At 48.4% G+C, this 22436-nt stretch carries 21 protein-coding genes; 9 read left to right on the top strand and 12 right to left on the bottom strand.

Annotated features, from left to right (window positions below):
• Positions 1-77: 77 nt before the first annotated feature.
• The gene (locus ACZ25G_RS02610; RefSeq protein ID WP_463681443.1) at positions 78-299 is read right to left on the bottom strand and encodes a hypothetical protein; all 222 of its coding nucleotides are present in this window, start codon (positions 297-299) and stop codon (positions 78-80) included.
• A gap of 224 nt (positions 300-523) precedes the next feature.
• Here ACZ25G_RS02610 and ACZ25G_RS02605 point away from each other — a divergent pair, with 224 nt between their 5' ends.
• The 8 genes from ACZ25G_RS02605 to ACZ25G_RS02570 all read left to right on the top strand — a co-directional run bounded on the left by ACZ25G_RS02605 (position 524) and on the right by ACZ25G_RS02570 (position 7796).
• Positions 524-1042 carry a YqeG family HAD IIIA-type phosphatase gene (locus tag ACZ25G_RS02605; protein ID WP_463681442.1) on the top strand — a complete coding sequence of 173 codons (519 nt, stop codon included), beginning with the start codon at positions 524-526 and terminating at the stop codon, positions 1040-1042.
• Positions 1039-1911 carry a TIM barrel protein gene (locus ACZ25G_RS02600; RefSeq protein ID WP_463681441.1) on the top strand — a complete coding sequence of 291 codons (873 nt, stop codon included), beginning with the start codon at positions 1039-1041 and terminating at the stop codon, positions 1909-1911. Before ACZ25G_RS02605 ends, ACZ25G_RS02600 begins: the two co-directional genes overlap by 4 nt.
• A 20-nt stretch (positions 1912-1931) precedes the next feature.
• Entirely contained in the window at positions 1932-2366 is a 435-nt protein-coding gene (gene aroQ / locus ACZ25G_RS02595; protein WP_463681440.1) for a type II 3-dehydroquinate dehydratase, read from the top strand.
• Between the two features lie 15 nt (positions 2367-2381).
• Positions 2382-3449, top strand: a complete 1068-nt coding sequence (locus tag ACZ25G_RS02590) for a M24 family metallopeptidase (RefSeq protein WP_463681439.1) — start codon at positions 2382-2384, stop codon at positions 3447-3449.
• A 173-nt stretch (positions 3450-3622) separates the two neighbouring features.
• Entirely contained in the window at positions 3623-4180 is a 558-nt protein-coding gene (efp, locus tag ACZ25G_RS02585) for an elongation factor P (protein WP_463681438.1), read from the top strand.
• Between the two features lie 71 nt (positions 4181-4251).
• On the top strand, positions 4252-4683 hold the full coding sequence (locus ACZ25G_RS02580) for a CD1247 N-terminal domain-containing protein (protein ID WP_463681437.1): 432 nt from the start codon (positions 4252-4254) through the stop codon (positions 4681-4683).
• Positions 4684-5101: 418 nt separating this feature from the next.
• The gene (locus ACZ25G_RS02575) at positions 5102-6271 is read left to right on the top strand and encodes an iron-containing alcohol dehydrogenase (RefSeq protein WP_463681436.1); all 1170 of its coding nucleotides are present in this window, start codon (positions 5102-5104) and stop codon (positions 6269-6271) included.
• Between the two features lie 259 nt (positions 6272-6530).
• On the top strand, positions 6531-7796 hold the full coding sequence (locus ACZ25G_RS02570) for an O-acetylhomoserine aminocarboxypropyltransferase/cysteine synthase family protein (RefSeq protein ID WP_463681435.1): 1266 nt from the start codon (positions 6531-6533) through the stop codon (positions 7794-7796).
• Between the two features lie 60 nt (positions 7797-7856).
• On the opposite strand, the gene ACZ25G_RS02565 is transcribed toward ACZ25G_RS02570, so the two are convergent.
• From ACZ25G_RS02565 to pyrH, 11 genes are all read right to left on the bottom strand, one after another.
• Positions 7857-9020: an ROK family protein gene (locus tag ACZ25G_RS02565; RefSeq protein ID WP_191482477.1), complete on the bottom strand. Its 1164-nt coding sequence runs from the start codon at positions 9018-9020 to the stop codon at positions 7857-7859.
• Positions 9021-9182: 162 nt separating this feature from the next.
• Positions 9183-10091, bottom strand: a complete 909-nt coding sequence (locus ACZ25G_RS02560; RefSeq protein WP_463681434.1) for a ribokinase — start codon at positions 10089-10091, stop codon at positions 9183-9185.
• A gap of 19 nt (positions 10092-10110) precedes the next feature.
• A complete protein-coding gene (locus ACZ25G_RS02555) occupies positions 10111-11031 on the bottom strand; it encodes a sugar phosphate isomerase/epimerase family protein (protein ID WP_463681433.1) in 921 nt (306 codons plus the stop codon).
• Between the two features lie 214 nt (positions 11032-11245).
• Complete coding sequence (locus ACZ25G_RS02550; protein WP_463681432.1) at positions 11246-15562, bottom strand: PolC-type DNA polymerase III; 4317 nt, start codon at positions 15560-15562, stop codon at positions 11246-11248.
• Positions 15563-15574: 12 nt separating this feature from the next.
• Entirely contained in the window at positions 15575-16624 is a 1050-nt protein-coding gene (ispG, locus tag ACZ25G_RS02545; protein WP_463681444.1) for a flavodoxin-dependent (E)-4-hydroxy-3-methylbut-2-enyl-diphosphate synthase, read from the bottom strand.
• Positions 16625-16632: 8 nt separating this feature from the next.
• Entirely contained in the window at positions 16633-17670 is a 1038-nt protein-coding gene (gene rseP / locus ACZ25G_RS02540) for an RIP metalloprotease RseP (protein ID WP_463681431.1), read from the bottom strand.
• Between the two features lie 27 nt (positions 17671-17697).
• Positions 17698-18858 carry a 1-deoxy-D-xylulose-5-phosphate reductoisomerase gene (locus tag ACZ25G_RS02535; protein WP_191482472.1) on the bottom strand — a complete coding sequence of 387 codons (1161 nt, stop codon included), beginning with the start codon at positions 18856-18858 and terminating at the stop codon, positions 17698-17700.
• A 123-nt stretch (positions 18859-18981) separates the two neighbouring features.
• Positions 18982-19827, bottom strand: a complete 846-nt coding sequence (locus ACZ25G_RS02530) for a phosphatidate cytidylyltransferase (protein ID WP_342680801.1) — start codon at positions 19825-19827, stop codon at positions 18982-18984.
• A gap of 61 nt (positions 19828-19888) precedes the next feature.
• Positions 19889-20620: an isoprenyl transferase gene (locus ACZ25G_RS02525; RefSeq protein WP_191482470.1), complete on the bottom strand. Its 732-nt coding sequence runs from the start codon at positions 20618-20620 to the stop codon at positions 19889-19891.
• Positions 20621-20649: 29 nt separating this feature from the next.
• Positions 20650-21204, bottom strand: a complete 555-nt coding sequence (gene frr / locus ACZ25G_RS02520; protein WP_191482469.1) for a ribosome recycling factor — start codon at positions 21202-21204, stop codon at positions 20650-20652.
• Positions 21205-21208: 4 nt separating this feature from the next.
• Complete coding sequence (pyrH, locus tag ACZ25G_RS02515) at positions 21209-21919, bottom strand: UMP kinase (protein WP_191482468.1); 711 nt, start codon at positions 21917-21919, stop codon at positions 21209-21211.
• Between the two features lie 241 nt (positions 21920-22160).
• On the opposite strand from pyrH, the gene ACZ25G_RS02510 reads away from it, so the two are divergent.
• Entirely contained in the window at positions 22161-22295 is a 135-nt protein-coding gene (locus ACZ25G_RS02510) for a hypothetical protein (RefSeq protein WP_342680803.1), read from the top strand.
• The last annotated feature ends 141 nt before the right edge of the window (positions 22296-22436 follow it).

The following is a 22436-nucleotide window of genomic DNA, read 5'->3' as shown; positions in this document are numbered from 1 at the left end:
GACCTATCCGACACAGCCCTAAGTGCCGGATAGGAACGGCAAAATTTTTTACACTTCTATTACTTCTTTATCGCACATTAGCAAAATTCCGCCGCTGTAATCACTGCGGAGCCAATGGCGCATTTCCTGAAAAGAGAAAGTCGTTCAAACCTGGTATATACATTATATAAGATGCAAAAACAGGTGCCGCCGGTCAGTCCCATGGTCCAGTGGGTAAATCCTCGCCAGACAAGCTCAATACAGGAATAGGTGCAGGAACCGATTAAAAAGACAGCTGGCATCCTTGCAGCAATTTTCATAAACGAAACTCCTTCCCCGGCATTCTTGTAAGGTTAATGTTTGCCACTGTCCAGAATTCATACCATACAAATGGTGGAAATCTATGTTTTTCTGGGTGAAAAGCAGTGAAAAAGGAAAAAATGTAATGGAGACTTCTCAGTGCACAGATGCAGGGCAAACCTTTACACCAAAGGCGTTTCGTATTATACTTTGAGTTGCAAAACAAGTGAAACGGAGTAGAAATATGGCTCTTTTGAAGCCAGCTATTATGCTGGATAAAATTACAGAAATTGACGCTGCTTTTTTACATCGTCATCAGATCCGCGCCCTGATGCTGGATGTGGATAACACCTTAAGCCTTCACGGCAATCCAGAGCCCTATGAAGGGATCATCCCTTGGGTGCACCAGATGAGGAAGCTGGGCATTGAAATGATTATTGTCTCCAATAACAGCCGAGAGCGCGTTCAGCCCTTTGCTGATAAGTTGGGGATACCCTGTGTAGGCGGTGGATATAAGCCGCTTTCCAAAGGAATGCGGGAGGCTCAGACGATGCTGAAAACTCCTAAAAGGCATTGTGCCATTGTGGGAGACCAGTTATTCACCGATATCATGGGCGGAAATCTTTATGGCATTACCAGCATCCTGGTCACCCCCTTTGAAATGGAGGACAAAACAGGATTTAAAATTAAACGCAAGCTGGAGCGTGGGTTTCTCCGCCGCTACCGGCGCAGTCATCACAAAAGCAAGGAGGATCTCCTATGAGCGCATGTTTCGGTCCGGCAGGCAATAGTGAAAGCTTTCGCCAGATGGGTTATACATCCTCTCAAAGTGTACCCGAATATATTGAGAAGATGGGCCTGGATGCCTATGAATATCAATGCGGCCACGGCGTGCGCATCTCTGAAAAATCGGCCAACGAACTGGGAGAGCGTGCCAAGGAGAAAAACGTGATTCTCTCCCTTCATGCCCCCTACTATATTTCCCTATCCAGCGTGGAAGAAGAAAAGCGCCAAAACTCCATCCGCTATATCCTCCAAAGCGCAAAGGCTGCCCATGCTATGGGGGCAAATCGGATTGTCGTTCACTCCGGCTCCTGTGGTAAAATCAGCCGGGAGGAAGCGCTTTCCCTTGCTATGGATACCTTGCGGCAGGCGATTGCAGAGTTGGACGCAGCCGGGCTTTCGGAAGTCCATATCTGTCCTGAAACCATGGGAAAGGTAAATCAGCTGGGTACACTGGATGAGGTTCTTTTCCTGTGTTCTATGGATGAACGTCTCATCCCCTGCATCGATTTTGGTCATCTCAATGCCCGCACCTTTGGAGGGCTGCGGGAATTCTCCGATTATGAGGCCATTTTCGACGCCATTGAGAATAGACTGGGCAACGATCGTATGCGCCATTTTCACTCCCATTTTTCAAAAATCCAATACACGGACAAAGGAGGAGAAAAAGCGCATCTCACCTTTGCGGACACAGTCTACGGCCCTAACTTTGAACCAGTGGCAGAACTGCTGGCAAGGAAGGGATGTTCTCCCACCATCATCTGTGAATCTGCCGGTACCCAGGCAGAGGATGCCAAAATTATGAAGGATATCTATCTGGCGGCATTACAGCGCCATGAAAAAGAGTGACAGAAAAGGAGCGAACAGCTATGAAAAAAATTCTTGTCATCCACGGCCCCAACTTGGATCTGCTGGGTAAACGGGAACCGGAAATTTATGGGCATGAAACCCTTGCGGATATCAACGCCGCCATTGAAGTGGAAGGGGAAAGTTTGGGATTGTCCTGCGTGTTTTTTCAAGCCAACTATGAAGGCGGCATTATTGAAAAAATCCATGAGGCCATGGAGGACTATGACGGCATTATTCTCAACGCCGGCGCCTATACCCACTACAGTTATGCCATTCGGGACGCTATTGCCGCTGTGAAGAAACCGTGCATCGAGGTCCATCTCTCCAACATTCATGCCAGGGACGAATTCCGTCACACATCGGTCATCGCCCCTGTCTGCACCGGACAGATTGCCGGCTTTGGCTCCTACAGCTATATTTTGGCCATCCGGGCCCTATCCCATCTTTGCATATAGAAAGAAGGCAGCACCATGAGCAATCATATAGAACAGGCTATGAAATGCCTTCCCGACGGCATTGATGCCGCACTGATATCCTCTCCTGAAAACCGCCGGTATCTTACCGGTATGCCCTCCAGCGCCGGTGTCGTGGTGATCACTCGGGAAAAAAGTTATTTTCTCATTGATTTCCGCTATATTGAAGCGGCAAGGGAAAAGGTTAAAGGTATGCAGGTGGTCCTGCTGAACAAGATGCGGGATCAACTCCAGGAGATCTTTCTCCGCCATGGGATCCAGCGAATCGGTGTAGAGGACGCTTTTCTCCCCTTGGCTGAGTTTTCCAGCTATGAAAAGTGTTTTCCCCAGTTGGAATTTGTCAAAAACAGCGGTGTCAGCGGGCTGTTATCCGCCCTACGGATGCGCAAGGATGAGGAAGAACTTCGCTGTATCCGGGAGGCCCAACGAATCACTGACGCCGGCTTTTCCCACATTCTGGACTATATAAAACCTGGCCGTACAGAGCGGGATATTGCTTTGGAGCTGGAATTTTTTATGCGCAGGATGGGCAGCGAAGGCACCGCTTTTGATTTTATCGTCGTCAGCGGGAAGAATTCTTCCATGCCTCATGGTGTCCCTACAGAAAAGGCTGTGGCCCATGGCGATTTCATCACCATGGATTTCGGCGGGGTCATTAGCGGTTACCGCAGCGATATGACCCGCACCATCGCTGTTGGGGATGTAACAGAGGAACAACGCGTCGTTTATGATACAGTCCTAAAGGCTCAGCTTGCCGCACTTTCTGCCATCAGCTCAGGAAAAGAGTGCGCCAGTATCGACAAGATTGCCCGGGACATCATTGAGCAGGATTATCCTGGCTGTTTTGGTCATGGCCTCGGACACAGTGTAGGTCTTTTCATCCATGAGGAGCCCCGGCTCAGCCCTGGCTGCCACACAGTTTTAGAGCCAGACGTTATGATGACGGTAGAACCAGGGATCTATCTGGCGGGCAAGTTTGGCGTAAGAATCGAGGATTTGGTGATCGTCCGGGAAAATGGGATTGAAAATTTGACAAAGTCCCCGAAAAACCTCATTGTTTTATAGAGAAAGTGCAAAAACCCCTTGAAAAATATACGCAGATCATATAAACTTAATATGATACGACAGATGGCTGGCAGGCCTCAACTTGGCACTGCAGCGCCTGCTGAAATGAGCAGGGTCGCATAGGAATATGGGAGTATTCCCTGGTCGGACAACTTACTTTTGGAGGTTAATTTATGATAAGTGCTGGCGAGTTTAGAAACGGCGTAACCTTTGACGTGGACGGAAACGTATTCCAGATCATTGAGTTTCAGCATGTAAAACCCGGCAAGGGTGCAGCGTTTGTTCGCTGCAAGATCAGAAACGTAATTACCGGTGCTGTTGTGGAAAAGACCTACAGCCCCACCGAAAAATTCCCCACCGCTTTTGTTGAGCGCAAAGAGATGCAGTATCTTTACAATGATGGAGATCTTTATTATTTCATGGATAATGAAACCTATGAGAACATCCCCATCAACAAAGAAAAGCTGGGCGATAACTTTAAATTTGTCAAGGAGAATACCGATGTAAAGGTTCTTTCTTACAAAGGTAACGTTTTTGGTGTTGAGCCTCCCTTCTTTATGGAGCTGCAGGTAACCAAGACTGATCCTGGCTTTAAGGGTGATACTGCAACCAATGCAACCAAGCCCGCCGTCCTTGAAACAGGCGCTGAGATTAAGGTTCCTTTGTTCATCAATGAAGGCGATATGATCCGTGTAGATACCCGTACCGGCGAGTACATGGAGCGCGCATAAGAATCCGCCTTGTGTGCAAGACTAGAAAATACGTGGACGGAACTGGTTTCCGGTTGACGAGGAGGTTTGTTATGATGACCATCACTGAAAAAGTTTCCTATTTGAAGGGCCTTTGTGAAGGCGTTGGAATTTCTGACGAGACCAAAGAGGGACGCATTATCAAAGCGATGATTGATGTCCTGGATGATATGGCATTGACCATCTTCGACATGGAGGATGGCTTTGCTGAGGTTTGTGAACAGGTTGATGCTATCGATGAGGATCTGGGCTCCCTGGAAGAGGATTACTATGGGGAGGACGGTTGCAGCTGTGAGAACGACGATGATTTCGATGAGGAAGAGCTCTACGAAGTCACCTGCCCCAGCTGTGGTGAAACCATCTGCATCGATGAAGAAATGCTGGATGCAGGCCAGATGGAGTGCCCCAGTTGCGGTGAGCATCTCGAATTTGATATTGATGATGTAGAGGACGAGTGCGGCTGCGGCTGTGAAGATCACGAATAAGCAGGGAAACAAAATGCCTCAGGATTCATCTGAGGCAAAATAGCAGCGAAATATATATTCCAAAAGGCGCTACAGTCAAAAGACTGGGGCGCCTTTTTATTTGGGGTATTTTACCGTGCTGATCTGCCGTTCGTCAAAATGCCCTTATATGACTTCCTGTTCTTCATGGTATAGTTTTCAATCGACTCAACATCTTTTAAAGATGAATGATAAAATTGAACATTTCATGTCAATGAAATCACAAAAATAAAAATTGTAAAAAGCATGTACAATTTAGCATAAAATATACTCATTTTGTCTTTTATATTTTGAGAGTTTGCCCATTGTTTTTTTCATGCTTGCCATGTTATTATAAAGGCAGAAAATGATTGTTAGTTATTTAACAAGCAATTTATTGATCTATCAGGAGGTATCAATCATGGCTCGCTTTACTTTACCAAGAGACATCTATTTTGGCGAACACGCAATTGAAGAACTAAAAAACCTGAAAGGCCATAAAAAGGCAATGATTATCACAGGCGGCAGTTCCATGAAGCGGGGCGGCTTCCTGCAGAAAACTGAACAGGTTCTGAAAGATAATGGCATGGAGGTCCAGTTATTTGAAGGCGTTGAGCCCGATCCCTCCATTGAAACTGTATTTAAGGGCGCAGAAGCTATGCGCGCTTTTGAGCCAGATGTTATTGTTGCTATCGGCGGCGGTTCTCCGATCGATGCTGCAAAGGCAATGTGGGTTTTCTATGAATATCCTGAAAAAACCTTCGATGACATCAAAGATCCCTTTACCATGCCAAAACTGAGACAAAAGGCTATTTTTGTGGCTATCCCCTCCACTTCTGGCACTGCTTCTGAGGTAACAGCCTTCTCTGTAATTACCGACTATTCCACCGACATCAAATATCCTCTGGCTGATTTTGAGATCACACCGGATATTGCTATTCTCGACACCGATATTCCTCTGACCATGCCGAAGAAACTGACCGCACACACAGGTATGGACGCTCTGACCCACGCCATTGAGGCCTATGTAGCAACTGCCCGTTCGGATTTCTCCGATCCTCTGGCATTAAAAGCGATTTCTGATATCTACGATAGCCTTGTCGATTCCTATAACGGCGACAAAGACGCACGGGGCAAGATGCACATTGCACAGTGCCTGGCTGGCATGGCCTTCTCCAATGCTCTGTTGGGAATTGCCCACAGCCTGGCCCATAAGACCGGCGCTGTTTTCCATATTCCTCATGGCTGCTGCAATGCAATTTTGTTGCCCTATGTCATCCAGTACAACTCCAGAGCCTGCATGGACCGGTACGCTGATATCGCCCGCGCCATTGGACTGCCGGGTGCCACCGATAAGCAGTTGACCAACGCTCTGGTTGATTCTATTAAGGAACTGAACAAGAAACTCAACATCCAGCAGACCTACAAGGAAAACGGTGTAACCGAAGAAGTCTTCAATGCACATGCAGATGCCATTGCAAAGAACGCCGTGGGCGATCCTTGCACTGCTTCCAATCCAAGGCCCATCGATGTGGAGAACATGAAGAAAGTTCTCACCTGTGCCTTTACCGGCGAAGATGTCACCTTCTAAATGCTTTTTCTCCTCTTCTTCTTTTTCATAATCTTGCAAGGGGGCACTGCCTTAAAAGGCAGCGTCCCCTTGCTGCATAAACCACCATTGCCGTTTGGCTTCAACTATGCTACAATAAAGGTCAGCCACGAAGATTCTCTGGGCTTCGAAATTCTTAGATTTTTGGGATAAATCTCTTTGCTACTCCCGCCGCTAGGAAATTTCACGCAGACGTTCTGGAATCTGGCGGCCCCACTGATTCTGAATAGGAGGTTATAGCATGAAAATTGAAACCCGATGCTTACATGCTGGCTATGAGCCAAAAAATGGAGAAACCCACGTTCTCCCGATCTATCAAAGTACCACTTATGATTACGATTCTACCGAATTCGTGGGCAAACTCTTTGACTTAACTGCTCCGGGACATATGTATTCCCGTATTTCTAATCCCACTGTAGACGCCGTGGAACAGAAAATCGCAGCGCTGGAAGGTGGCGTTGGTGCCTTGTGCACTACTTCTGGACAAGCGGCTAACATGATTGCGCTTCTCAACATCTTAGGTGAAGGAGATCATTTTGTCAGCGCTTCCACCATCTACGGCGGTACCGTTAATCTGTTTGGCGTCACCCTCAAAAAGCTGGGAATTGATGTCACCTTTGTAGATGCCGACGCATCTGAGGAAGAAATTCAAAAGGCTTTCCGTCCGAATACCAAAGCACTTTTTGGTGAAACCATCGCCAACCCCGCAATTGCAGTGTTGGATATCGAAAAATTTGCAAACATTGCTCACAAAAATAAGGTCCCTCTCATTGTGGATAATACCTTTGCCACTCCTATTCTCTGCCATCCTTTTGAATATGGCGCAGATATCGTTGTTCACTCCACCACCAAATATATGGATGGACATGCGATCCAGGTAGGCGGCGCCATTGTAGACAGCGGCAAATTTGACTGGGAAAACGGCAAATTTCCCGCTCTGGTTGAGCCGGATGAATCTTATCATGGCGTTTCGTACGTCAAAGATTTTGGAAAATTGGCCTATATTACCAAGGCACGGGTACAGCTCATGCGTGACCTGGGTGCCTATCCCAGCGCCAACGCTGCGTTTCTCACCAACTTGGGTCTGGAAACCCTGCATCTGCGGATGGAGCGGCATTGCGAAAACGCGGAGAAGGTTGCCCGCTTCCTAGCCGCCTCTGAGAAGGTAGAGTTTGTCAACTATCCCGCTCTGGAAAGTGATCCATACCATGCCCTAGCACAAAAATATCTTCCCAAGGGTTGCAGCGGTGTCATCTCCTTCTCCATCAAAGGCAGCCGTGAAAACGCTATCCGCTTTATTGACAGCCTCAAACTTGCTTCTCTTGCCGTTCATGTCGCCGACGCCCGCACCTGTGTTCTCCATCCCGCTAGCTCTACCCACCGGCAGCTCACCGATGAACAGTTGGTGGGGGCTGGCATTACTCCAGGTCTCATTCGGCTTTCTGTTGGCATCGAGAATATCGATGATATCATCGAAGATGTCAGCCAAGCTTTGGCGCAAGCATAAAAATTTTACTTTGGATATAGAAAAACAGCCGCAATTGCGGCTGTTTTTTTATATCCAGCTTTACGCCCTTAAATTATTTTCCATAACTAATGCAGCCGTACCAATAAAGTCGGCATTATTTAAAAATCGGGAGGCAAGAATGTCAATTTTAGGCCGAACATCACTGGCCCAAAGGTGATTCATTACCTCATTGCGTACGCCTTCTACCACCATATCCTGAATCGTCCAAAGGTCACCACCGATAAAAATGCACTGAGGATCGAAAAAGGCAATGATATTGGTTACACCAATGGCCAGGTAATGGCAAAGGCGTTTCACCGCCTTCAGACAGATTTCATCGCCGCCGGCAACTTTATCCAAAAAGCTGAGCCATGTCAAGGATGGATCCGCGCCATTGTCTTTGGCCCAGCGAAGGATCGCGCGGGTGCTACAATACCGTTCCAAGCAACCTTTCTGCCCACATTCACAGGGAATCCCATCCGGTTCCACAATATAATGGCCAAAGCTGCCCGCCATACCGGATGCTCCCCCATAGAGTTTGCGGTCTACAATCATGGCCCCACCCACTCCGGGCTTGATATCCACAAAAAAGAAATGATCGTAATTCTGCGCGTTGCCTAAATACATCTCGGTCAAAGCGGAGACCTTGGTATCCTCTGCTAAATAGACGGGAAGATGGTACCGTTCCTTAAATTTTTCTACGATGGGTACGTCATGAATGCCATAAAAAGCCGGCGGTGAATAGATGACCCCTTTACTTTCCGAAATAGGCCCTATCGTGGATACGCCGATCCCCCATATCTTGGGAGATCCACTAGTTTTAAGGATAGAATCACACAACACAAACAGCGCTTTCATAAAATCATCGGCGTTGTTAATATGCCCCATAGCAAAATTGTTGGATACTAGGACATTCCCTCGGAGGTCAATAATACCGGCCCGGACATTGTCGCGTCCGATATTGACTCCCAAGGTCAGCTGGGAGTCTGCCACAATATCAAGCAGGATGGGGCGGCGACCCGATGAGCCCTGATTCTGGGAGAGCCCGCACTCATAGACAATGCCCTTTTCTATATATTCATTGACCAGAGCCGTTACTGTCATTTTACTCAGTCCGGTTTTTTCGCTTAAGCTAATTCTGGAAATCGGCCCTTGTGTTGCGATCATTTTTAACAGCAGGAACTTGTTGGTCCCATTCATGTTCTGATGGTTTACACCTTTCACCCCAAGACCCCCATTTTATAACATTCCATTCCATATCATACCATATTTATTTCGACAAAACAATCATTATTTTTTTTAGGTTTTTTATAGCTTTCTCCAAAAAAATTAAAAGCATAACAAAAAGGCAGCCAGTTGATCTGGCCGCCTGAAAAAAATCACTGGTTATTCTCCCATTTCCGCCAATGTGGGCATTGCCGGCTGTGCTCCGATTTTTGTCACGGTAACCTGGGAGACCCGGCTTGCATAGGCACAAGCCTCCTTATTGTCTTTTCCCAACACCTTCTGCACGGCAAAGGCGCCGATATAAGAGTCCCCTGCCCCCGTGGTTTCCACCACCTTCACTGAATGATCCGCTGGGAAATAGGTGGTTCCCGCTTGTTCGCAGAGCAAGCTTCCATATTTGCCCAAGGTAATAACCAAGGTATCCTTCACCTTGGAAAGGAGCTGCTGATAGTTGGCCTCCGCCGACGCTTTATCGCTGATGGTGACACCTGCATAAAAGGTGGATTCAGGCTCATTGACCACCAGGCAGTCTACTTTTTTTAGAATCTCCGGCCGGATCGGCTTGGCCGGCGCCGCATTGAGCAGGATATAAACCCCAAAAGAAGCAGCCTTTTCGATGATATATTCCACCACAGGTACCGGAATTTCCAACTGCAGGACAATGGCGGCACTGTTTTTAATCAGATCATCCAGCCGGTCAATATCCGCAGGGGTAAAGTCACCATTGGCGCCTTCTGTAATGGTCGCATATACCGACCCGTCTGTCAGCGCATTGACCGACGCATATCCCGTCGTCCGCTCACTTTTTCCCACATAGGTGGTATCCACGCCATATTTGACCAGCTCCGACCGGAGAAAATACCCAAAGGAATCCTCCCCTGTTTTGGCCACCATATAGGTTTTTATTCCCAGCTTTGCACACTGCACCGCCTGATTGGCGCCCTTGCCTCCGCCGCAGAAGGAGACGCTGTCCGCCGTATAGGTTTCCCCCTTCATGGGAAGGCGCTGCTGCTTAAAGAGTACATCATAATTCATGCTGCCGATGACAACAATATATTTTTCTTTCATTTCTTATCTCCTTCCCATTTTAGAGAAGCTTCATGTACATTTTTTGCACTTCAATGGCGCTGTTGGCAGAAATGACCCTTTCCATCTCCGCAAGTCCAATTCTGTCCACCATTTCCTCCAGCTTCCGGCACATGGCGATGTTAGATGCGCATTCTTCCACCGCAGGTTCCCGTTTGGGGAAGGTATCAAAATAGATCGCGCCCTGAAAATCATATTTTTTAAGGTAATACATAAACTCCAGGGATTTCCACAGGTTCACCGAACCCACCATCAGGCCGTCATCGGTACGTCCCTCTCCGTCGTTAAGGTGCACGTTATAGAGCAGCCCTTTTTCCAACAGGAGTGCCGCAGCAAAAGCCGGATTTTCGCTTTTCATCAGCATATGGCAGAAATCCAGCGTAACGCCCAGATTCTTTTTGTTCACCGCCTGGAGCATGTACATGGTGGTGCCAAAGCTGTCAATCATAGCGTGCACCCGCTCTTCATAGGGCTTATATTCAATGCTGATGGGAAGGTCCGTATCATCGCAGATTTCTTTAAAACAGGCCACAGCCTGATTCCACGCCTTTACATAATCCATCTGGAAGGAATAGTCGAAGCCATCAAAGCCCAGCCAAACAATGATCTGAGCGCCATTCATCTCCTTGCAGACCTTTGCCGCTTCCTTGCACAGAGAGACTGCCTTTCTAGAGATTTCAGCATTGGCATTTCCGAACTCACCGTTTAAATAAATATCGCGAAAGCGCATATTAATGGCGTTGAGCTTGAGCCCATATTTGTCCATCTCCGCCTTGACCTGGGCCGGAGTGAACTCCTTAAAATGCTCGGGATAGTTGAGATCAACATAATCCACGCCATCTACGGAAGCAATGCGTTTGACCGCTTCCAACACGGAAATCTTATCCCGAAGAAAAGAATTGACTCTGGTTGCGTATTTCAAAAAGCTTCACTCCTTCAATATTTTCTATTATATTTTACCACAAGTCACCCATTTTAGGGGGTATCTTTTGATTTTTTTCTCAAAAAATAGCGATATAACCAACATATCACCATTTATTTTGTAATGTTTGTTGATCCCGCTTAAATCACAGCCAAATATTACAAAAATCCCCATGCCTTTTGACCATCGGCATGGGGATTTTGAAAAAACATTCCTAAAACAGTGTTGTCTGGCTGCTCTCCGGCAGGTCGCCCATAGCTCCTGCGCTTTTCAGCAGTTCTACCACTGCCTTAGATACGCCGGAACGCATTCCGACTTCATCCATTGAAATATAGGGGCCCTGCTGCGAAGCCTCCTGTAGGCTCCTGGCGGCAGCTTCCCCCAAGCCCTTTAAGGCGCAGAAAGGAAGCCGTATCTTTCCGTCCTCCGGCACATAGCGTGTGGCGTCGGATTTATACAGGTCCACCGGCAAAAATTCCAGCCCACGGGCCAGCATCTCGTTGACAACCTGCAAGGTGGAAAGCTGGTCTTCCTCCTTGGCGGTGCGGTCATTTCCTTTGGCTTTGAGTTCATCCATCCGCACCTTCACAAGTCCCCTGCCTTTGACCGCGCTTTCGGCGTCAAAGTCCCCGCCTCGCACGGTGAAAAAAGCCGCATAATATTCCAGGGGGCGGTATACCTTGTACCATCCTAAGCGGATAGCCGCGATAACATAGGCCGCTGCATGCGCCTTGGGGAACATATACTTAATCTTAAGACAACTATCGATATACCATTCCGGCACACCGTGCTCCCGCATGGCGTCCATATGCTCCTTGGTCAGCAGCTTGGGAGCCTTGCCCTTACGGGTGATCTCCATGATCTTAAAGGCCATATTGGGCTCCAGCCCCTTGTGCATCAAATAGACCATAATAGAGTCACGGGTTCCTATGACCTCCGAAATGGTACAGGTCTTATTTTTAATGAGTTCCTGGGCATTTCCCAGCCACACATCGGTACCATGGGAAAGCCCGGAAATCTGAAGCAGATCCGAAAAGGTTTTGGGCTGGGATTCAATGAGCATACCCCGGACAAAGTTGGTCCCCATCTCTGGCAGAGAGAGGGAACCTGTATTGCAGTCAATGTCCTCGCAGGTCACCCCCAAAGCTTCCGGGGAGGTAAACAGGCTATATACCTTCGGGTCGTTCATGGGAACATCCATCACCGAGATGCCGGTCAGGTCCTCCAGATGCTTATAGAGGGTGGGAACATCGTGTCCCAGAATATCCAGTTTGAGGATGGTGTCATGGAGGGAATGGAAGTCGAAGTGGGTGGTAACCACGTCCGAGTCGGTGGAATCCGCCGGATGCTGAACCGGTGTGAAGTCGTAAACTTCATACTCATTGGGCACAACCACCATGCCTCCCGGATGCTGGCCGGTGGTCCGTTTAACCCCGGTGCAGCCCTGGGCAAGACGCAGCTCCTCCGCCTTGTGGACAATCTGCCCCCGCTCCTCCAGGTATTTTTTCACATAACCATAGGCCGTCTTTTCCGCTACCGAGGAGATCGTACCAGCTTTAAACACGTGAGATTGGCCAAAGAGTTCCTCCGTATATTTATGGGCATTGCTCTGATATTCCCCCGAGAAATTCAGGTCAATATCCGGAGCCTTGTCGCCGTTAAAGCCTAAGAATGTCTCAAAGGGTATGTCGTGTCCATCCTGCTTATAATCCGCACCGCAGACAGGGCACTTTTTAGAGGGAAGGTCAAAGCCAGAGCCTACGCTTCCATCGGTGATAAACTCGCTGTGCTTACAGTTCGGGCAAACATAGTGGGGCGGCAGTGGATTTACCTCGGAAATTCCTGCCATGGTTGCTACAAAGGAGGATCCAACAGATCCACGGGAACCTACAAGATAGCCGTCGCTTTCACTTTTGGCCACCAACTTTTGGGCGATGATATACAAAACAGAGAAACCATGCTTGATGATGGAACCCAGCTCTCTGTCCAGGCGGTTTTTCACAATCTCAGGCAGATCATCGCCGTAAATTTCCCTTGCCCGGTTCCAGGTAATCCGCTGAAGGTCCTCTTCCGCGCCCTCGATGGTCGGCGTATAGGTACCGTCTGGAATGGGCTTAATATCCTCTACCATGGCGGCAATCTTGTTAGGATTTTTCACCACGATTTCATAAGCCTTTTCCTTGCCTAGATAGGCAAATTCCTCCAACATCTCATCGGTGGTCTTCAAATACAGCGGCGCCTGCTGATCGGCATCCTTAAAGCCCTGTCCTGCCATGAGGACAGCGCGGAACTTCGCGTCCTTGGGATCCAGGAAATGCACATCTCCGGTGGCGACTACCGGCCGGTGGACCTTGTCCGCCACCCGGATGAGAAGGCGATTCAGGTCTTTTAGTTCCTCTTCGGAACCCACCATGCCATCTCGGAGCATAAAGGCATTGTTGCCCAAAGGCTGAATCTCGATATAATCATAGAATTTTGCGATGTTGCAAAGCTCTCCAAAGCTCTTGCCACCCAAGGCTGCCCGATAGAGCTCTCCCGCTTCACAGGCAGAGCCTACAATGAGCCCCTCTCTATATTTAATCAGCTCGCTTTTGGGGATACGGGGCCGCTTATAGAAATAGTTTAAATGGCCCAGGGATACTAGGCGATAAAGGTTTTTCAGTCCCGTTAGATTTTTTACCAATAGAATCTGGTGGTAGCTAGGCAGTTTCTTGGGATCGCCGCCCCCCAAAGCTGTATTGATCTGGCTGATTTTTTCCACTTGGTAGTCTTCTTGGAGTTTCTGAGCCACAATGACAAAAATATCCGCCAACACCTTGGCGTCGTCACAGGCCCGGTGATGGTTAAAAGGAGGCAGCTTCAGATAGGATGCCACCGTATTGAGCTTATGGTTTTTCATCTCCGGATAAAGGGTGCGGACAATAGGAACCGTGTCGATGGAGGCATTGGAAAAATCCAGATGATGCCTGTCCGCTGCCACACGGATAAATCCAGTATCAAAGGGGGCATTGTGAGCAATCAACGCCCTTCCCTGGGAAAAGTCGAGAAACGCTTTGACTGCCTCTTTCTCTGAGGGAGCGTCTTTGACCATCTCATCTGTAATACCGGTCAATTCCGTAATTTTAGGCGGAATCGGGCGTTCAGGATTTACAAAGGTGTTAAAGGTATCTACGATCTCCCCCTTTTTTACCTTCACCGCACCGATTTCAGTAATGCGGTCGCTTTTGGCCGACAGGCCGGTGGTTTCAATGTCAAACACCACATAGCAGTCGTCAATTGGGTCATCGCACTGACCGCTCACTGCTGCGACCATATCATTGACAAAATAGTCCTCCACGCCATAGATAATCTTGAATTCTCCTCCGCCAGCCCGGATGGCATTGACCGCGTTCATGGCGTCAGGAAAGCCCTGCACCACCCCGTGATCGGTGATGGCAAGGGCCTTATGTCCCCAAGAGAAGGCCCGTTTCACCAAGGTTCCGGCGTCGGTAATACCGTCCATGGCGGACATGTTGGTGTGGCAGTGGAGCTCTACCCGCTTTTCCTTTGCCAGATCCTGCCGCTGCTGCACCTGAACTGTGGAGATATCATAGGGACGAATGGTGACCTCCCTGTCATACTTGTCATATCCCGCCTCGCCCCGGACAATAATGGCCTGTCCGGCCTTGAGGGCGGCAACGCTGTCTGACTCCTTGGCATCCATAATCATTTTCAGGGTATTGGAGGAGGTGTAGTCGGTAAAATTGATGGAAAATATATGCTTGCTGCCATCCCGGCTCTCTCTTTTTTCCACTGAAAAGATTTCGCCCCAGACAACTACCCTTCCGCTCTCCATATTGACCTCTGACAGGGGGATCGGCCTCTGCCGGATCATCTTTCCAAGGACAACGGATATACTGTCCTCCACAAAAGGCAAGCCCTCGGTATCAAAGGCGGCCTTTTGCTTCTTCTTTTTCGGAGGTTCTTTCACAGCCTTGCTCCGCTCCTGGGCCTTTATCTGTTCTTCTTGCTCAACCTGCGCAAATGCAGACTTATACGCTTCGCTTTCGCTGTCCAGACTGAGAACGCCCTCAAACTTGACTTTCACTTCCAAGGAAAACATTTCTCTCACAATTTCCCTGATCTTCTGTTCACAGTTGGCAGCTCTGATAAAGTCGTAGCCACCGTGAGCCAAGGAGATGGACAGCATCCCATCCTCCCATTGGGACTGGGCATCGTCAAAAAAACCATTGACCATGACAGCCCGCTGCCGCAGTTCCTCCACAATCAGCGGCAGGCAATGGGGCCCGAAGCATTCTTTCGGATAAACGGTATGTATCTTTACCTTGTTGACAGCCAGCGGTTTCTCCAGCGCCTTTTCCACACCACAAAGAACCCGCCGGTCCATAAGCTGCTCGAACCAGCCCACAATTTCCAGCGTCCGTTTGCTGTAATCCATGTGCAGGTTCAAAACCTTTGCATTTTCCGGCAGGTTTTGAATTTTATCTTTGATGATTGCGCCAAATAGCTGATGAAACGTCTTTTCCGCCAATGTCTTCCCCTTCTATAACTTTTCAATCTCCAGCAAAAGCTGCTGAAGGATATCCTCTTCCTTCACCTTTCGCAAGACCTGTCCCTTTTTAAACAAAACAGCACAGCCATCTCCCCCAGCGATGCCAATATCCGCCTGGGAAGCCTCCCCTGGGCCATTGACGACACAACCCATCACAGCCACTGTCAACGGCTTTTCCACCTGGGCCAATGCCTCTTCCACCTGTTTGGCCAGGGCGATGAGGTCAATCCTCGTCCGTCCGCAGGTAGGGCAGGACACGATGGTGACGCCTTTCTGATAATAGCCGATGCTCCTCAAGATATTCTGGGCGGCATAGACTTCCTCCACCGGATCATCTGTCAAAGAGACCCGGATGGTATCCCCGATGCCGCGGGTCAGCAGACTGCCGATCCCTACAGCGGACTTTACAATCCCCATGGCCTTGGTTCCCGCTTCGGTAACTCCCAGATGGAGAGGATAATCACAGACCTCAGCCATCTTTTCATAGGCTTCAATCATATCCACCACCTGGGAGGACTTAAGGGAAAGGACAATATCATAAAAATCATAGCGTTCCAACAGCGCGCAATGATACTGCGCGCTTTCCACCATAGCTGCCGGCGTCGGGCCTCCATACTTTGCCAGGATCTCCCGCTCAATCGAGCCGGAATTAACCCCAATCCGAATGGGTACGTCTGCATTGGCACAAGCGACGGCCACCGCTTTGACCCGGTCTTCTCCGCCGATATTGCCGGGATTGATCCGCACCTTATCCACGCCGGCGCTGACCGATTCCAGGGCCAGCCGGTAGTCAAAATGGATATCCGCTACCACCGGCAGGCCCACCTGCTCCTTCAAGGCGGCAATCAGCTTCACCGCTTCCCTGTCCGGTACCGCAATGCGGATGATCTGACAGCCGGCATCCCGCAGCCGTATTGCCTGGGAAATATTTGCCGCCATATCATAAGAAGGAGCGCTGAGCATGGACTGGATGACGACCGGGGCATCTGACCCGATGGTCATGCCGCCTACTCGGACATTCCTTGTTTTCCTTCGCTGAATCAATGCCGCTACCCCCTAAAGAGATTGACAATATCGTTAAATGTGACCAGCACCATTAACAAAATGAGGAGAATAAACCCTGCTGCATGGACCCATCCCTCATATTTGGCAGGCACTGGCTTGCCACGGACACCTTCGATGATGATGAAGATCAAACGTCCGCCGTCCAGGGCAGGCAGCGGGAGAAGGTTAAACACACCTACGTTGATGGTAATAAAGGCCACCATCAGCAAGAGGAAATCCCATCCAGCACTGGATGCCTGCGCCAATTCATCAGCGACCCGCACCGGTCCTCCCAATTGATTCAGAGAGAAATTGCCGGTCACCAAGTCGATTAATGAACGCCATACGACCTTGACAATCCCCCCTGTCCAGTAAAAGGACCTTTCTAAGGATTTAAAGAAGCTGTTTTCCTGTGCATATACCTTAAAATCAATATTGACAAATTGATTGCCGTCTTCATCCTGGGTCATGGCAAATTGGACATTGGGAACTTCGACCCGTTCTCCATCCCGCTCCACCACCATATCCACCTTACCATCGTGATCGAGCATCAGTTCATAGACAATGTCCATATCAATATGCACTGCGGAATTATTGATTTTTACAATCTTATCATCAATCTGTAAGCCCGCAGACTGGGACTGGGACCCTTCATTAAATTGAGCCAATGTGGTGGTCCCTATTGCATCATTGGGGAAGGTCAGGCACATGAGGATGATCAGCCCCAAAATCAGGTTCATCACAGCACCCGCAACCACAATGAGAAGCTTTTGCCACCATTTTTTCTTGCCAAAGGAGCGCTCGTCCTCGCTGTCTTCGTCCTCTCCCTCCATGCTTACATAGCCACCCAGGGGAAACGCACGAACAGAATACCTGGTCTCCCCTTTGGTAAAGCCAAAGAGGGCCGGGCCCATACCAAAAGAAAACTCGTTAATTTTCACTCCATTGGCTTTCGCCACTAAAAAATGTCCTAACTCATGGATGATGATAATAACTCCGAAAACCAAAATGGCGATAATGACGGTGAGAATGATATTCGGCATGTGATCTTCCTTTCCCAATGAAAAAATCTAGAGATAAGTTGCAACCTGTTTTTGTACAAACTGCCGTGCTGCTCCGTCCGCCTCTTTAATTTCGTCCATACTATGATAGTCTTTCTGATATTCGGTCAGGGAAAGGGATGCTTCCACCAGTTCCCCAATCTTTAAAAATGGTATTTTTCTCTCTAAAAAAAGGGATACCGCTTCTTCATTTGCGCCATTGACAACACAGGGCATCAGTCCTCCCATATGCGCGGCCTTCACACAACTGCGCAAACAGTCGAAGGTCTCAAAATCCGGAGGGAAAAAGGTCAGCTTTCCATAGTCTATGAAAGAAAGCCGCTTTGTCCTTCCCGGCATCCTTTTGGGATAGGTCAGCGCCAGCTGAATCGGTATCCGCATATCCGGCACTCCCATCTGGGCAATGACCGATCCGTCGACTAACTCCACTGCGGAATGAATCACGCTCTCCCGGTGAACAACAATCTCGATCGCTTCCGGAGGCAGCCCAAAGAGCCACACCGCCTCGATCAGCTCCAATCCCTTATTCATCAAGGTGGCAGAATCCACTGTAATCTTCCCTCCCATCTTCCAGGTGGGATGATCCATAGCTTGTTCCACAGATATCTTTTGCAGCTGTTCCTTTTTCATTCCAAAAAAGGGGCCTCCAGATGCAGTGAGAAAAATCTTTGACAACTCACTGTGATCAGTATGGCCCATGAGACATTGAAAAATCGCTGAGTGCTCACTATCCACAGGCAAAATTTCTGCCCCCGTCCTGCGGGCAGTCTGCGTCACCAGATGTCCTCCTGCCACCAGAGATTCTTTATTGGCAAGAGCCAGTGTCTTCCCTGCTTCCAGTGCCGCCAAAGTCGGAGCAAGACCCGCAATTCCAACAACGGCATTGACCACAATATCGTTCTCGGTCAAAGCCGCCGCCCGGCAAAGTCCATCTTCCCCACAACAAACCTCTATGGGCAGATCAGAAAGCGCCTGCCGCAGTTTTTGACAGCTTTCTGCATCGGAGACAGCTAGATACCGAGGGCGATATTTCCTTGCCTGTTGTTCCAGCAAATCCACATTTTTGCAGGCGGTAAGCACCGTAACCTCGTATCCCAAATGGTCTATAACATCTAGCGTCTGGGTCCCAATCGACCCCGTGGATCCTAAAACAGCAACTTTTTTTCTCATCAAATCCTTACTCCTGTCGAGGCAGTCAACTAATATAGATAAAAACAAAGTACACTTATTACACAGTAGAGGTGTAATAAGTGTCATTGTTGTTCGGTCTCCCCATATTTTAAACCACGCCAATCATCCAATTTGAATCAGCGTCAGATACTGAATTGCAACATAAAACAGAGGCGAAACAAACAATACACTGTCAAAGCGGTCCATAATACCGCCGTGACCTGGCATAATGGTTCCAAAGTCCTTAATCCCGCACTGCCTCTTTATAATAGATGCGGAAAGGTCGCCGACTATGCTAAGAAGTGAGCCTATGGGGGCCATAATCAACAGGTAAACATAGTTGACAATGACCTTCGTATTGAGAAACGCAGAACAAATATAGGTATAAAGCATGCCGAACAGCACAAAAAACACGGTGCAGGTTACAACCCCTCCAATGGCTCCTTCCACCGTCTTTTTAGGGCTGATCTTAGGTGCTAATTTTCTCTTTCCAAAGGCCCGTCCCACAAAATAAGCGCCGGAATCAGAAACCCATGCAGAAGCAAGGGTCAAAATCAAGCAGAAAATACTCAAATACTGATTTTGCAGCTGATCCCGGATATTGATTAAGCTTAAAAAAGAAAAAGGAATGCAGATAGACACCATAAATGCTACGCCCACTTCGCCAATTTTCAGTACATCATGTTGGCGTAACAAAATGAGAAATAGAATCAAAACAAAAGCCAAACAGACAACAGGAATTGCCCTCAGCGATGCCATCAGTTCAAAAAACGGAATGCTTGCTGTAAAGGTAAGGCATGTCCCGGTGAGGAGCTTGTGCTGGGTACATTTCGTTGCCAAAAGGACCTCATGTACGGCTATGGTAGAAATGGCACTGATGACAATATTAAGAATAATTGTGTCAAAAAAGAAGAGTACGACTGCCAGAATAACCAGTCCCACTCCCGCTGAAATAAGTCGCTGTTTCATCATAAACTCCATTCCGCCGTACCGTCCGGCATAGTCTTCTCAAACATTCCCAAAACCTGTGCTATATTCCTCCAAACCGGCGATTCCGGCCGTTGTATATCTCTATTGCCTCATCCAGATGCTTGGAGGTAAAGTCAGGCCACAGCGTGTCCATGATGACAAACTCCGCATAGGCACACTGCCACAACAAGAAATTAGAGATCCGGTACTCACCGCTGGGCCGGATGATCAAATCCGGATCCGGCTGGCCCGCTGTATAAAGAGCGGAGGCAAACCGCTCCTCATCAATATCCTCGGGGGAGATATTCCCCTCTTTCACCTGTCTTGCAAGCTTCTGCGCCGCCTGGACAATCTCCTGTCTTCCTCCATAATTGAGAGCCACATTGACCGTCAGACCAGTGGCATCCCGGCTGCCCTCTTCCGCCTGGGCCATTAGATCCCGAATGTCTTCATCCAGCGGCTGGCGATCCCCAATAAAAATAGATCGGATATTATCATCTTTGTGGGAGAAAGCATTGTGGAGGTAATCCCGCAACAAATCCATAATAGCGTTCACCTCATCCTGAGGCCGCTTCCAATTTTCTGTAGAAAAAGCGTACACCGTAAGGTACTTGATTCCGATATCCTGACAATACTGGGTGATTGTCCGGAAGGTCTCCGCCCCCTTACTGTGCCCCGCTTTACGTGGTAAGCCGCGTTTTTTTGCCCATCTGCCGTTGCCATCCATAATAATGCCGATATGCTGCGGCAGTATCCTTCGGGCAGGCTTTTTACTGGCAAAAAAACGCGGCATACTTTCTTTCCCCTTTCAGGCTACCAAAGCTAGATCGACAGGATCTCTTTTTCTTTGACCTTAGAGATCTCGTCAATCTCCTTGACATATTTATCGGTGAGATCCTGCATTTCCTTCTCGTAGTCCTTCAGATCGTCCTCACTGAGCTCATTTTTCTTTTTCATTGCTTTAAACTTGTCGTTAGCATCCCGACGGATGGAACGGATTGCAACTTTTGCGTCCTCGGCCAACTTACGTACATCTTTGCACAGCTCCTTGCGGCGTTCCTCTGTCAGCTGAGGGAACGCGATACGGAGGACACTTCCGTCATTGGTGGGGTTGATGCCGAGATCAGATTTCTGAATGGCCTTCTCAATAACCTTTAATGTGCTCTTATCCCAAGGCTGGATCACTAGAATTCTTGCCTCTGCCACCGAGATGGCCGCCATTTGGTTAATGGGGGTGGGAACTCCATAGTAATCCGCGGTAATCTTGTCCAGCACTGCCGGATTGGCCCGTCCTGCCCGGATCCCGTCAAATTCGCTCTTGAGCACCTTGATGGTCTTCCCCATCTTTTCATCGTAAACTTTAAAGTCTTCTCTCATTCTCCTAGTCCTCCTTAACGATTGTACCGATCTCTTCACCGGTCAGTGCTTTATAAATATTATCCGGGTCGGATAAACTGAACACCATAATAGGAATATCGTTGTCTTTGCACATGGTGGCGGCTGTCAGGTCCATTACCGCCAGCTCCTTGTCCAATACCTCTTTAAAGGTGAGATTGTCGTATTTTACAGCATCCTTGTCCTTTGCGGGATCGCGGTCATATACGCCGTCCACCATGGTGGCTTTAAAAATAATATCGGCGTCGATTTCCGCCGCACGAAGAGAGGAAGCTGTATCCGTAGAAAAGAAAGGATTGCCTGTGCCGCAGCCAAAAATAACAACTCTTCCTTTTTCCAGATGCCGTACAGCGCGGTTGCGGATATAAGGCTCTGCCACCTGCTGCATAGAAATGGCCGTCTGCACCCGGACAACAACGCCCAACTGCTCTAATGCATCGGCTAAAGCCAGCGCGTTGATGACGGTGGCCAGCATTCCCATGTGATCCGCCCGGGTACGGTCCATCTTACCGCTGGAACGGCCCCGCCAAAAGTTGCCGCCGCCTACGACAATGGCAATTTCGGCACCGATATCTACGCATTTTTTAATGCCTTTACATATTTCATAAACCGTATCATAATCCAAACCAAATTTGTTGTTGCCTGCCAGAGCTTCGCCGGAAAGTTTGAGTAGCACTCTTTTATACTTCGGCTGCATATTTCACACTCCTCAGTTTTACAGCATTTTCTTTGATCTCTATTATTTTACAATAACCTGACAGTGATGTAAAGAGAATCCAACTTAAAGAATTGTAAAAGAATTTCTTTCGGAAAATATGGTAAACAGACTAAAAGTATTTTGGTGATATCCACTAGCATTATACAGGTCTGCTATTTGATAAATCTTGATATTGATTAATTTCCTGTGGATATTTATAATAAATTTGAGGTGATAGCAATTGGTAATTGCAAAGACGAAAAAGAATATCCTCAACTTTGACGGTTCCATGTATAACGAGATTTGCGAGTTTACCTTTGACGACGAAAAGAACGGCCACGGCTATTACTATCAAGCCAATCGAGATGCTGAATAATAGTTCGGCCCCGCTTCGGAGGGGCCTTTCCTGTCCTCAGTGAAAAAAGATATGTTTTAAGACCTTTAGAGCTTGCTTTTTGACCGGTGGTGTGTAAGCTGTCACTCACAGAAATAAAACATATCTTTAAGGAGGACGCAA

Source organism: Zongyangia sp., from assembly GCF_965361945.1.
Note: the sequence above shows the minus strand (reverse complement) of the source record. Positions and strands in the feature narration are given on the sequence as shown.

Bases quoted from the DNA above. Each gene is read 5' to 3' on its own strand.
- ACZ25G_RS02610 (WP_463681443.1), bottom strand. From the start codon at position 299: ATGAAAATTGCTGCAAGGATGCCAGCTGTCTTTTTAATCGGTTCCTGC.
- ACZ25G_RS02605 (WP_463681442.1), top strand. From the start codon at position 524: ATGGCTCTTTTGAAGCCAGCTATTATGCTGGATAAAATTACAGAAATT.
- ACZ25G_RS02600 (WP_463681441.1), top strand. From the start codon at position 1,039: ATGAGCGCATGTTTCGGTCCGGCAGGCAATAGTGAAAGCTTTCGCCAG.
- aroQ (WP_463681440.1), top strand. From the start codon at position 1,932: ATGAAAAAAATTCTTGTCATCCACGGCCCCAACTTGGATCTGCTGGGT.
- ACZ25G_RS02590 (WP_463681439.1), top strand. From the start codon at position 2,382: ATGAGCAATCATATAGAACAGGCTATGAAATGCCTTCCCGACGGCATT.
- efp (WP_463681438.1), top strand. From the start codon at position 3,623: ATGATAAGTGCTGGCGAGTTTAGAAACGGCGTAACCTTTGACGTGGAC.
- ACZ25G_RS02580 (WP_463681437.1), top strand. From the start codon at position 4,252: ATGATGACCATCACTGAAAAAGTTTCCTATTTGAAGGGCCTTTGTGAA.
- ACZ25G_RS02575 (WP_463681436.1), top strand. From the start codon at position 5,102: ATGGCTCGCTTTACTTTACCAAGAGACATCTATTTTGGCGAACACGCA.
- ACZ25G_RS02570 (WP_463681435.1), top strand. From the start codon at position 6,531: ATGAAAATTGAAACCCGATGCTTACATGCTGGCTATGAGCCAAAAAAT.
- ACZ25G_RS02560 (WP_463681434.1), bottom strand. From the start codon at position 10,091: ATGAAAGAAAAATATATTGTTGTCATCGGCAGCATGAATTATGATGTA.
- rseP (WP_463681431.1), bottom strand. From the start codon at position 17,670: ATGCCGAATATCATTCTCACCGTCATTATCGCCATTTTGGTTTTCGGA.
- ACZ25G_RS02535 (WP_191482472.1), bottom strand. From the start codon at position 18,858: ATGAGAAAAAAAGTTGCTGTTTTAGGATCCACGGGGTCGATTGGGACC.
- ACZ25G_RS02530 (WP_342680801.1), bottom strand. From the start codon at position 19,827: ATGAAACAGCGACTTATTTCAGCGGGAGTGGGACTGGTTATTCTGGCA.
- ACZ25G_RS02525 (WP_191482470.1), bottom strand. From the start codon at position 20,620: ATGCCGCGTTTTTTTGCCAGTAAAAAGCCTGCCCGAAGGATACTGCCG.
- frr (WP_191482469.1), bottom strand. From the start codon at position 21,204: ATGAGAGAAGACTTTAAAGTTTACGATGAAAAGATGGGGAAGACCATC.
- pyrH (WP_191482468.1), bottom strand. From the start codon at position 21,919: ATGCAGCCGAAGTATAAAAGAGTGCTACTCAAACTTTCCGGCGAAGCT.